Source organism: Tessaracoccus yangjingae, from assembly GCF_055326235.1.
Window position 1 is genome coordinate 138112 of the sequence record NZ_JBUZNN010000002.1, and the last position, 11770, is coordinate 149881.

General features: G+C 70.9%; 6 protein-coding genes and 1 tRNA gene. 6 read left to right on the plus strand and 1 reads right to left on the minus strand.

Annotation, left to right across the window (positions count from 1 at the left end; genetic code table 11):
- The first annotated feature begins 65 nt into the window (after positions 1-65).
- Genes ACZK5D_RS03495 through ACZK5D_RS03505 form a run of 3 tightly spaced genes read left to right on the plus strand, consistent with a single transcriptional unit; the run spans position 66 to position 6285 of the window.
- Positions 66-1703 (plus strand): NAD(P)-binding protein, encoded by a 1638-nt coding sequence (locus tag ACZK5D_RS03495; RefSeq protein ID WP_463664298.1) that lies wholly within the window; start codon positions 66-68, stop codon positions 1701-1703.
- On the plus strand, positions 1700-5275 hold the full coding sequence (gene nifJ / locus ACZK5D_RS03500; protein WP_463664299.1) for a pyruvate:ferredoxin (flavodoxin) oxidoreductase: 3576 nt from the start codon (positions 1700-1702) through the stop codon (positions 5273-5275). The genes ACZK5D_RS03495 and nifJ overlap by 4 nt, the downstream gene beginning before the upstream one ends.
- Positions 5272-6285 (plus strand): dihydroorotate dehydrogenase-like protein, encoded by a 1014-nt coding sequence (locus ACZK5D_RS03505; protein ID WP_463664300.1) that lies wholly within the window; start codon positions 5272-5274, stop codon positions 6283-6285. The genes nifJ and ACZK5D_RS03505 overlap by 4 nt, the downstream gene beginning before the upstream one ends.
- 123 nt (positions 6286-6408) lie before the next feature.
- On the opposite strand, the gene ACZK5D_RS03510 is transcribed toward ACZK5D_RS03505, so the two are convergent.
- Positions 6409-6484, minus strand: a tRNA-Arg gene (locus ACZK5D_RS03510).
- 225 nt (positions 6485-6709) lie between these two features.
- Here ACZK5D_RS03510 and ACZK5D_RS03515 point away from each other — a divergent pair.
- Genes ACZK5D_RS03515 through ACZK5D_RS03525 form a run of 3 tightly spaced genes read left to right on the plus strand, consistent with a single transcriptional unit; the run spans position 6710 to position 11700 of the window.
- Positions 6710-8116, plus strand: a complete 1407-nt coding sequence (locus ACZK5D_RS03515; protein ID WP_463664301.1) for an MFS transporter — start codon at positions 6710-6712, stop codon at positions 8114-8116.
- A gap of 3 nt (positions 8117-8119) precedes the next feature.
- Entirely contained in the window at positions 8120-10219 is a 2100-nt protein-coding gene (locus ACZK5D_RS03520) for a molybdopterin oxidoreductase family protein (RefSeq protein WP_463664302.1), read from the plus strand.
- A complete protein-coding gene (locus ACZK5D_RS03525; protein WP_463664303.1) occupies positions 10216-11700 on the plus strand; it encodes an FAD-dependent oxidoreductase in 1485 nt (494 codons plus the stop codon). Before ACZK5D_RS03520 ends, ACZK5D_RS03525 begins: the two co-directional genes overlap by 4 nt.
- Positions 11701-11770 lie beyond the last annotated feature (70 nt).

Here is an 11770-nt window from a genome sequence, read left to right on the forward strand (position 1 = left end):
CCGGGCACTTCTGGCATACCCCGCCCCCCTACGATGCTTGGTAGTAGCTACGAGAAGGGGCAACGATGGCCGCCGAGCGCAGGGACATGACCGTCCAGCCGGACCTGAGTCACACCGCGGGCCGCGTGGCCCCGGTCAGATCCCGCAAGCCGATCTACCTCGACATGCTGCCGCCGTGCAACGCGGGCTGCCCCGCGGGGGAGAACATCCAGGAGTGGCTGCGTCTGATCAAGGCCGGCGAGGCGGAGGCCGCATGGCGCCAGCTCGTCGCGGACAACCCTTTCCCGGCCATCCACGGCCGGGTTTGCTACCACCCGTGTGAGACGGACTGCAACCGCAAGGACCTCGACGAGGCGGTCTCGATCCACTCCGTCGAGCGCTACCTGGGAGACCTCGCCATCGAGAAGGGCTGGCAGGTTCCGCAGCCCCGCCGTCGGTCCGGGAGGCGTGTCATGGTGGTGGGCTCCGGCCCCGCCGGGCTCTCGGCCGCCTACCACCTGGCACGCCTGGGCCACGCCGTCGAGATCTTCGACGCCGGCGACAAGCCCGGCGGCATGATGCGCTACGGCATCCCCGAGTACCGGCTCCCGCGCGACGTGCTCGACGCCGAGCTCCAGCGCCTCGTGGCGCTGGGCGTCGTGTTCCGACAGAACACGCCCATCAAGGACCTACTGGCCACGCAGCGCGACGGCGCGTTCGACGCGGTGTTCGTGGCCGTCGGCGCCCACATCTCCAAGCGGGTCGACATTCCCGCCGCTGACGCCACCCGGGTGGTCGACGCGGTCAGCTTCCTGCGCGACGTCGCCTCGGGGGAGCGTCCGGTCATCGGCCGCAAGGTCGCGGTCTACGGCGGCGGCAACACGGCCATGGACGCCGCCCGGGTCGCACGCCGGCTCGGCGCCGAGGAGTCGGTCATCGTCTACCGCCGGACGCTGGCCGAGATGCCCGCGCACGCGGAGGAACTCGAGGGGGCCCAGGCCGAGGGGGTCCAGATGAACTGGCTGCGGACCATCACGTCCGTGGACGAGGAGGACCTGACCGTCGAGATCATGGAGCTCGACGAGCACGGCAAGGCCCGCGGCACCGGCCGCTTCGAGAAGCTCGCGGCCGACACCGTCATCCTGGCGCTCGGCCAGCGGGCCGACACCCACTTCCTGCGCGCCATCCCCGGCATGAGTTTCAACGACGACGTGGTGGAGGTGGACCCGCACAGCCTGATGACCGCGGTGCCGGGCATCTTCGCCGGCGGCGACGCCGTGCCGTCGGACCGAACCGTCACCATCGGCGTCGGCCACGGCAAGAAGGCGGCCCGGCGGATCGACGCGTGGCTGAACCGGGAGGAGTGGGTGCCGGTGGAGAAGCACCCCGTCGTGACGTTGCCGATGATGAACGTGTGGTACTTCGGCGACCACGAGCGTCGCGTCCAGGAGGAGACCGACGTCGAGGAACGCCTCGAGGGCTTCGGCGAGGTGGTGGCCGGCCTCACGGACGCCGAGGCCGCCTACGAGGCGGACCGCTGCCTCAGCTGCGGCAACTGCTTTGAGTGCGACGGCTGCTTCGGCGCCTGCCCCGAGGACGCGGTGATCAAGCTCGGCAAGGGCAACCGGTACCGCTTCGACTACGAGAAGTGCACGGGCTGCGCCACGTGCTACGAACAATGCCCGGTGCATGCCATCGAGATGATCCAGGAGGGGACCCGATGAGCACCAAGGCGATCATCGATGGCAACGAGGCCGCGGCCGACGTGGCCTACCGCGTGAGCGAGCTGTGCTCGATCTACCCGATCACGCCGTCGTCGACGATGGCGGAGCTGGCCGACGAATGGGCGGCCCACGGCCGACCCAACATCTACGGCCAGGTGCCCACCGTGATCGAGATGCAGTCCGAGGGCGGCGCCGCCGGTGCCATGCATGGCGCGCTGCAGGGCGGTGCGCTGTCCACCACGTTCACGGCCTCGCAGGGTCTGCTGCTGATGATCCCCAACATGTACCGGATCGCCGGCGAGCTCACCTCGACGGTGTTCCACGTGGCCGCCCGCTCCCTCGCCACGCAGGGCCTGTCCATCTTCGGCGACCACCAGGACGTCATGGCCGTCCGGCAGACGGGCGTGTGCCTGCTCAGTTCGGCCTCCGTGCAGGAGGCCCACGACATGGCCGCCGTCGCGCACTCGGCGACGCTGCGGACCAGGCTGCCGATCGTGCACTTCTTCGACGGCTTCCGCACCTCGCACGAGCTCAACACGCTCATCAAGCTCACCGACGACGAACTGACTCGGTTCATCCCGCGGGAGCTGGTGATGGAGCACCGCGCGCGGGCGCTCAGCCCGGCCAACCCCTTCATCCGGGGCACCGCCCAGAACCCCGACACGTACTTCCAGTCCCGCGAGACGTCCAACCTCTACTACCAGTGGGCGCCGAAGGTCATCGCCAACGAGATGGACAAGTTCGCCGAGCTGACGGGCCGCCGCTACAGGCTCGTCGAGTACCACGGCGCGCCGGACGCGGACCGCGTCGTCGTGATCATGGGCTCGGGCATCGAGGCCGTCACCCCCGTGGTGGACCGGATCAACGAATCCGGCGGCCGGGTGGGTGTGATCCAGATCCGCCTGTACCGCCCGTTCCCCACAGACGCCTTCCTGGCCGCGCTGCCCGCCAGCGCCACCCGGGTCGCGGTGCTGGACCGCACGAAGGAGCCGGGAGCCTCCGGCGAGCCCATGTTCCTGGACGTGACGTCCACGCTGGCTGAGGCTGTCGCGGGCGGGCTCCGCGACGCGCTTCCGATCACCATCGGCGGCCGCTACGGCCTGTCGTCGAAGGAGTTCACGCCTGCCATGGCACAGGCCATCTTCGACGAGCTGGCCGCGGACAAGCCGAAGCCGAGGTTCACCGTCGGCATCCACGACGACGTGACCAACCTCTCGCTCGAGTACGACCCCACCCTGGACCTGGAGCACCCCGAGACGCTGCGCGCCGTGTTCTACGGTCTCGGCTCCGACGGCACCGTCGGTGCCAACAAGAACACCATCAAGATCCTCGGCTCCGCCGAGGACACCTTCGCTCAGGGCTACTTCGTCTATGACTCGAAGAAGTCCGGGTCACGGACGGTGTCGCACCTGCGCTTCGGGCCGCACCCCATCCACGCGCCGTATCTGATCAACCAGGCCGGCTTCATCGGCTGCCACCATTGGTCCATCCTGGAGCGGGTCGACGTTTTGGAGTTCGCCCGCCCCGGCACGGTGCTGCTGCTCAACGCGCCCTACGGCCCCGACGGCACCTGGGACCAGCTGCCCGAGCCGGTCCAGCGCCGGATCATCGAACTGAACCTGAAGGTCTACGTCATCGACGCGGGCAAGGTGGCGCGCGCCGCCGGCCTGGGCAGCCGGACCAACACCATCCTGCAGACCTGCTTCTTCGCCATCTCCGGGGTCCTGCCCCGCGACAAGGCGATCGAGAAGATCAAGGACGCCATCACCAAGACCTACGCCCGCAAATCCGCGGAGGTGGTGCGCAAGAATCACGAGGCGGTCGACTCCGCGCTGGCCGAGCTGCACGAGGTGCACGTGCCTGCGAACACGTCGTCGGATCACGGGTTCATCCCGCCGGTCCCCGAGGACGCGCCGAGATTCGTGCGGACGGTGACGGCGAGCATGCTCAAGGGTCGCGGCGACGACCTTCCGGTGTCGTCGTTGCCGGTGGACGGCACCTACCCGTCGGGCACCACCAAGTTCGAGAAGCGCAACATCTCGGAGATCGTGGCCGAATGGGACGCCGAGTCCTGCATCCAGTGCGGCAACTGCGCGTTCGTCTGCCCGCACTCCGTGCTGCGCGCCAAGAGCTACCCCGCCGATGCCATCGGCGACGCCCCTGAGGGTTTCCTCTCGGCGCCGCTCAACGCCGCCGGCCTGCCGCAGACCCGTTACACCCTGCAGGTCTACGTGGAGGACTGCACCGGCTGCGGGCTGTGCGTGGAGGCCTGCCCGGTCAAGCCCGTGGACCAGCCGTCGCGGCGCGCGATCAACCTGGTGCCGATCCTGGACCGCGAGAAGGAGAAGGCGGCGGTCGACTACTTCGAGGCCATCCCCCAGAACGACCGCTCCCGGGTGGACTTCGGCACCATCCGCGGCACCCAGTTCCTCGAGCCGCTCTTCGAGTTCTCCGGCGCGTGCTCCGGCTGCGGCGAGACGCCCTACCTCAAGCTGCTGAGCCAGCTGTTCGGTGACCGCGCCACCATCGCCAACGCCACCGGATGCTCGTCGATCTACGGCGGCAACCTGCCCACCACGCCGTGGGCGAAGAACGCCATGGGCCGCGGGCCCGCGTGGTCCAACTCGCTGTTCGAGGACAACGCCGAGTTCGGCCTGGGCATCCGCCTGGCGGCGGACCTGCACGAGAACCTGGCGCGGACGCGCCTCGCGGAACTGCGCACGGAGATCGGCGACGACGCGCTGGTCGACGGCATCCTCGGGGCCCCCCAGCGGCAGGGATCCGAGCTCACGGCGCAGCTGGACCGGGTCAACCGGCTCAAGGAGAGGCTCGTCGGGCTCAATGGCATCGCGGCAGAGGACCTGCGCAGCGTGGCGGACCACCTCATGCGGCGCTCGGTGTGGATCGTCGGCGGCGACGGATGGGCCTACGACATCGGCTCCTCCGGCGTTGACCACGTGCTCGCCTCCGGCCGCAACGTCAACATCCTGGTGCTGGACACCGAGGTGTACTCCAACACCGGCGGCCAGGCCTCGAAGTCGACCCCCTTGGGCGCCGTCGCGAAGTTCGCCTCCGGAGGCAAGCTCACCAACAAGAAGGACCTCGCCATGCAGGCGATGGCCTACGGCTCGGTGTACGTGGCGCGCGTCGCGATGGGCGCCGATCCGCAGCAGACACTGAAGGCGTTCCGCGAGGCGGAGGCCTACGACGGGCCGAGCCTGATCATCGCCTACAGCCACTGCATCGCGCACGGCTACGACATCCGCAAGGGCCTCGAGCAGCAGTACCGGGCCGTCAACTCCGGCCACTGGCCCCTGATGCGCTACAACCCGGTCATCCGCGACGCAGGCGGCAACCCCTTCCTGCTCGACTCGCCGCGGCCGCGCATGTCGCTTCAGAAGTACCAGTCGGCGGAGCTGCGCTACAAGGTGCTGCGCGCGGCCGATCCCGACGAGGCGGACCGTCTCCTGGCCCTCGCGCAGGAACAGGTGGACCGGAAGTGGTCCGAGTACGAGGAGCTGGCCGGCCGCGGCGCCGAGCAGTTCGCAGCAGATCCGAGGAGCCGGTCATGACAGACCTCACCACCCAGTACCTGGGACTCACCCTGCGCAACCCCGTCGTCGCGTCGGCGGGCCCGCTCTCGCAGACGGTCGCGGGGGTGCGGTCGCTCGCCGACGGGGGAGTGGGCGCGGTGGTGCTCTACTCCCTGTTCGAGGAGCAGCTGCGCCGCGAGGCCGAGGCGATGGCTGCGCTGGAGGAGATGTACGAGGACTCGCACGCCGAGGCGCTGTCCTACTTCCCCACGGTGCCGAGGGCGGCCCACGACGCCAGCCACGCGTATCTCACGCTGGTCGAGCAGGCGGCGAAGGCTGTCGACGTGCCACTCATCGCCTCGCTCAACGGGGCGTCGCTGGGCGGCTGGACGCAGACGGCACGACGCCTGGAGGAGGCCGGGGCCGCGGCCATCGAGCTCAACATCTACTTCGTGCCCGGCGACGTGATGATGTCGGGGCACGCGGTCGAGGAGCGGCACCTGGCCATCCTCGCGGCCGTCAAGGGCGCCGTCGGCATCCCGGTGGCCGTCAAGCTGAGCCCCTTCTTCTCGTCGGTGGGCAACATGGCGGTGCGCCTGGACGCCTCGGGGGCCGACGGCCTGGTGCTGTTCAACAGGTTCCTGCAGCCGGACATCGACCTGGACCGGATGACGGTGGAGTCCGGGGTGACGCTGTCGTCGCCGGTGGACGCCCGGCTGCCGCGGACGTGGATCTCGGTGCTGCGCGGCAAGGTGGATGCCTCTCTGGCGGCCACCACGGGGGTCGACACCTCCGAGGACGTGGTCAAGTACATCCTCGCCGGCGCCGACGTGGTGATGACCACCTCGTCGCTCATCCGCCGAGGCCCCGCGTACGCACAGGTGCTCGTCGAGGGACTGGGGCAGTGGCTCACCTCCAAGGGCCTGTCGCTGGCCAAGGCACGCGGCCTCTTGGCCGTGCCGGCGGAGGCGGCGCCCGACGCCTACGAGCGGGAGGGCTACGTGTCGGCGCTGGAGAAGGCCAAGTCCACCTACGGATCGCTGCGCTGACGTGCTACCACCTCTGCTGGCCTCCTTCAGCACGACGCGCTGCGCGGATTCTCGCTGGTGAGGGTGGCGTTCGTGCTGCCATTGCTGATCGTGACCGTACCCCTCGCCACGACCAACGGACGGTGGCGACCCCGGGAAGATTCGAACTTCCGACACAAGGTTTAGGAAACCTCTGCTCTATCCCCTGAGCTACGGGGCCAACGGCCCCGATCCCAGGGCCACGCACAGGATACCGGGCCGCAGCCGATGCTGCAGACCGGCTCTCGGCGCGTCCCCGTCCCTCACACGGCCTGGAAGGCTTGCGTGAGGAACTGTTGACAGTTCCGTTACGCCGCGGGTGACCGGTCGCAACACCCGGAACCTAGGTTCATGCCTGAGCAGCGTCGCTCACGGACATGTACACCCAAGACCCGAAGGAGCGACCATGACCACCACTCGCATCCCCCCGTCCAGCGAGCCGGACGAGGCAGTCGACGTCCTCACCTCCCCGCCCGCCGCACGGGCGCAGATCTCCGACGGTGGGCTGACACATCGTCCCGGCCGCTGGATCGACGGCTGGGACCCCGAGAACCCCGAGCAGTGGGGGAGCGTGGGCCGGCCCATCGCGCGCCGCAACCTGTGGCTGTCCATCTTCGCGGAGTTCCTGGGCTTCGCGGTCTGGGCCCTGTGGAGCATCGTCGTCCCCCAGCTCAACGGAGTGGGCTTCGACCTGAGCGTCAACGAGATGTTCTGGCTCGTGTCGACGCCGGCGCTGGTGGGCGCCACCCTCCGGATCCCCTACACCTTCGCGGTGCCCCGCTTCGGAGGCCGCAACTGGACCATCGTGTCCGCGCTGCTCCTGCTGCTACCCACCGCGGCGCTCGCCTGGGCCGTCAACCACCCGGAGCTGCCGTTCGTGGCCTTGGTGGGCATCGCCGCCCTCGCGGGCGTGGGCGGCGGCAACTTCGCCTCGTCCATGGCCAACATCTCCTTCTTCTTCCCCGCGAAGGAGAAGGGTGCGGCATTGGGCCTCAACGCCGCCGGTGGCAACCTCGGCACCGCGGCCGTGCAGCTCGCCGTCCCGATCGTCATCACCATCGGCGCCGGGGTCAGCCTGGACCGCGCCGGGCTGATGTTCATCCCGCTGGCGCTCCTGGCAGCCGTGCTCGCCTGGCGCAGCATGGACAACCTGTCCAACGCCAAGTCCGACCCCCGCGCCTACGCCGCTGCACTGCGCCACCCGCACACCTGGATCCTGTCGTTCATCTACATCGGCACCTTCGGCTCGTTCATCGGCTACTCCGCGACCTTCCCGACTCTGCTCAAGAACCTGTTCCCCGCCGTGACCATCTCGTTGGCCTTCATGGGTGCGCTCGTGGGCTCCCTGGCACGTCCGTTCGGCGGATACCTCTCCGACCGCATCGGCGGCGCGGTGGTCACCTGCGCCTCGTTCGTCGCCATGGCCATCGGGGCCGTGGGTGGCATCGTGGGCCTGCAGGCGCAGTCCTTCCCGATCTTTTTCCTCTCCTTCCTGTGGCTGTTCGTGTTCACCGGCATCGGCAACGGTTCGGTGTACCGGATGATCCCGGCGGTCTTCTCCGGCACCGCCGGGGGGGACCCGGTCTCGCTGACCGCGGCCGGCCGGGCAGCCGCCGGCTGCATCGGCATCGCCGGCGCGGTGGGCGCGTTCGGCGGCTTCCTCATCCCGCAGGGCTTCGCGCTCTCCCGCACCATCACCGGCGACCTGCAGGCCGCGCTCGGCGTGATGGTGGCCGTGTACCTCCTCATGCTGGGCGTCACCTGGTTCGTGTACCTCCGCCGGGGGTCACGCCTGGCCGCGCTGAAGGTCTGACGCATGACCGCCACCCACTGCCCCTACTGCGCGCTCCAGTGCGCCATGAACGTGGCGCCCGCGGAACCGGGGGTGACCCCGACGGTCACCCCGCTGGAGTTCCCCACCAACCGGGGACGGCTCTGCCAGAAGGGGTGGACCTCCGCCGAGGTGCTTACCACCCCTGACCGGCTCACCAGCCCCCTGGTGCGCCGCGACGGGGAACTTGTGCCCACGGACTGGGACACCGCGCTGACGCTGGTCGCCGACACGCTGCTTCGCCTGCGGGCGGAGCACGGGCCGGAGTCGGTGGCGGTGTTCGGGGGTGGCGGGCTCACGAACGAAAAGGCCTACACGCTCGGCAAGTTCGCCCGGGTGGCGCTCGCGACGCCGAACATCGACTACAACGGCCGCTTCTGCATGTCCTCGGCCGCCGCAGGTGGGCGCCGGGCCTTCGGTCTGGACCGCGGGCTGCCGTTCCCGCTCGCCGATCTCGACGGGGCGGGCGCCATCCTGCTGGTGGGGTCCAATCCCGCCGAGACGATGCCGCCGTTCTGCACCCACCTGTCCGGGGCGCAGGAGGCGGGCGGGCTGATCGTCGTCGACCCCCGCCGCACGCCGACGGCGGCCCTGACGGGCGACGGGCGCGGCCTGCATCTCAGCCCGCTGCCCGGCACCGACCTCGTGCTGCTGCTGGGCCTCACCCAGATCCTGTGGAGCGAGGGGCTCGTCGACCTGGGCTACCTCGAGGAGCGGGTCAACGGCGTCGACGAGCTGCGCGCCAGCCTGGCCGCGTGGTGGCCGGAGCGCGTGGAGCGCGTCACGGGGGTGCCGGTGACGCAGCTGCGCGCCGCCGCAAGGATCCTGGCGGATGCAAGCCCCGCCAGGGGCGGCAGGGGGGCCTACGTGCTGACTGGCCGCGGGGCCGAGCAGCACGCCCACGGCACCGACACCGTGACGGCCGCCGTGAACCTTGCCCTCTGCCTGGGGCTCCCCGGGAGGGTGGGCTCCGGCTACGGCTGCCTCACCGGCCAGGGCAACGGCCAGGGCGGCCGCGAGCACGGGCTCAAGGCGGACCAGCTGCCCGGCTACCGCTCGATCAGCGATCCTGTGGCCCGCGCGCACGTCGCGGCAGTCTGGGGCGTGGACCCTGACTCCCTGCCCGGCCCCGGGAAGCCGGCGGTCGCGCTGTTCGAGTCCCTGGCGACTCCCGGCGGCCCGCGCGCCATGCTCATCCACGGCGCCAACCCCGTCGTCAGCTTGCCCGACGTGCTGCGCCTCACTGAGCGGTTGGGCGACCTCGACCTGCTGGTGGTCAGTGACTTCGTGCTCTCCGAGACCGCGGCCCTGGCCGACGTGGTGCTGCCCGTCACGCAGTGGGCGGAGGAGACCGGCACCATGACCAACCTCGAGGGGCGCCTGCTGCTGCGCGCCCGGGCCGCGCTGCCCCCCGTCGGCGTGCGCACCGAGCTGGAGGTGTGGAGCGAGCTGGCCGAGCGCCTGGGCAGCCCGGTGCCGTTCAGCCCGGACCCCGCCGTCGTGTTCGAGGAACTGACCCGCGCCAGCGCCGGCGGAGTGGCGGACTACGCCGGCTTCAGCCACCAGCGCCTCCGAGACGGTGACGCCCTCTACTGGCCCTGCCCCGCCCCGGACCACGAGGGCACCCCGCGGGTGTTCCTCGAGCGCTTCGAGACCCCTGACGGGCGTGCGGTCCTCCACCCGGTGGACCAGACCCCGCCCGACGACGAGCTGACCCCGGAGCTGCCGCTGTACCTGGTGACCGGCCGCGTCCTGCAGCACTACCAGTCCGGCGCCCAGACGCGCCGCGTGCCCGCGCTCAACAGCGTGGAGCCGGAGGCCTACGTCGAGCTGCACCCGCTGCTGGCGCAGAGGTTGGGTGTCGCGGCGGGTGACCGCGTGGCCGTCCACTCCCGCCGCGGCAGCTGCGAGGCCGTGGCCCGGCTCACCGAGGGCATCCGTCACGACACGGTGTTCATGCCGTTCCACTACCCGGACGCCGGCGCGGTGAACCGGGTCACCAACGCCGCCACCGACCCCATCTCGGGCATGCCCGAGTTGAAGGTCGCGGCAGTGCGGCTGACACGGATCGGAGAGGCGGCATGAGTCACCGGATCGTCGTCGTCGGCCACGGCATGGTGGGGCACCGCTTCCTCGCCGACCTGGCCTCCCACCGCCTCGACGACGTCGAGGTCACCGTCCTCGGCGAGGAGGGGCACGCCGCCTACAACCGGATCCTCCTGCCCGATGTGATCATGGGCCGGGCCGACCTGCCCGGGCTGACTCTGCCCGAGAGTCGGGGCGTGCGGATGCTGCGCGACCGCAAGGCCACCGGGATCGACCGCCGCAACCGCGTCGTGGTCGACTCCGCGGGGGAGGAGCACCCGTTCGACACGCTGGTGCTGGCCACCGGCGCCGAGCCCGTGTTCCCCACCGTCGACGGCGTGGTCCGCGCCGACGGCACCCCCATGCCGGGCGTGGCGGCGCTCCGCACCTGGGACGACGCGGACCGGGTCCGCGCGGCCGCGGCCGCCGGCGCCAGGGTGGTGGTCATGGGGGGAGGCGTCCTCGGCATCGAGGCCGCCGTCGCGCTCGCCGAGGCCGGCAGCGACGCCACCATCGTGCACCGCGGCTCGGCCCCGCTGGACCGCCAGTTCGACCCCGCCAGCGGCGCCGTCGTCCGCGCCGGGCTGATGGACCGTGGGATCACCACCCTGGTCGACGTGCGCGTCGCCGGGATGGAGCGCCGCCGCGACCACAGCCTCGCCTCGGTCAGGCTGACCAGCGGCAAGCACATCCCCGCCGACCTCCTGCTGGTGGCGATCGGGGTCAGGCCTCGCACCCGCCTGGCGGAGGCGGCCGAGCTGTGGGTGCGCAACGGCATCCTCGTCAACGACACCTGCCGCACCGACGACCCCGCCATCTACGCCATCGGCGACTGCGCCCGCACCCCGCAGGGCTGCCCGGGTCTGGTCGGCCCCGGTTGGGAGCAGGCGCGCGTCCTCGCGCACCACCTCGCCGAGAAGATCAGCGGACGGTCCGGGCCCCGCCCAGTGCTGGGCGCCGACTCCGGCGTGTTCCGGGTCAAGGCCGAGGGCCTCGAGGCGGTCACCATGGGCGAGTTCCCGGCCGACGAGTTCGCGCCCGGCGCACCGCGGGTGCTCTCCCTCACAGACCCGGTCGGGCGGCGACGCGTGCGGGTCGCCGTCGCGGACGGACTCCTGGTGGGCGCCACGTGCGTCGGAGATCCCCAGGTCGCGGCGGACCTGACCGTGGCGTTCGACTCCCGCACACCCGTCCCCGACGACCCGGCCGCACTGCTGGCCCGCCCGCTCGCCGGCGCGGCCCCGGCGATGTCCGTGGCCGACCTGCCCGATGCCGCGCTCGTGTGCCGCTGCAACGCCGTGACCAAGGCGGCCATCACCGACGCCGTCAGGGCCGGAGCCGACACCCCCGAGGCCGTCGCGACGGCGACCCGCGCCTCCACCGGCTGCGGAAGCTGCACCTCCGACGTCTGCAGCCTGGTCGCCGCCCTCGGCGCCGCAGGCACCCCGCGAACCTCACTCGAGCGGGTCACCGTCGCGTGAGTGGCTTGTTGCACAGCCGAAACGTGACTGATCCAGCCCCGGAAAGTTCGACGCCTAGCGTCGTAGACAC

Excerpts from the sequence above, each read along its gene's own strand:
- ACZK5D_RS03495 (WP_463664298.1), top strand. The coding sequence starts at position 66 with ATGGCCGCCGAGCGCAGGGACATGACCGTCCAGCCGGACCTGAGTCAC.
- nifJ (WP_463664299.1), top strand. The coding sequence starts at position 1,700 with ATGAGCACCAAGGCGATCATCGATGGCAACGAGGCCGCGGCCGACGTG.
- ACZK5D_RS03505 (WP_463664300.1), top strand. The coding sequence starts at position 5,272 with ATGACAGACCTCACCACCCAGTACCTGGGACTCACCCTGCGCAACCCC.
- ACZK5D_RS03515 (WP_463664301.1), top strand. The coding sequence starts at position 6,710 with ATGACCACCACTCGCATCCCCCCGTCCAGCGAGCCGGACGAGGCAGTC.
- ACZK5D_RS03520 (WP_463664302.1), top strand. The coding sequence starts at position 8,120 with ATGACCGCCACCCACTGCCCCTACTGCGCGCTCCAGTGCGCCATGAAC.
- ACZK5D_RS03525 (WP_463664303.1), top strand. The coding sequence starts at position 10,216 with ATGAGTCACCGGATCGTCGTCGTCGGCCACGGCATGGTGGGGCACCGC.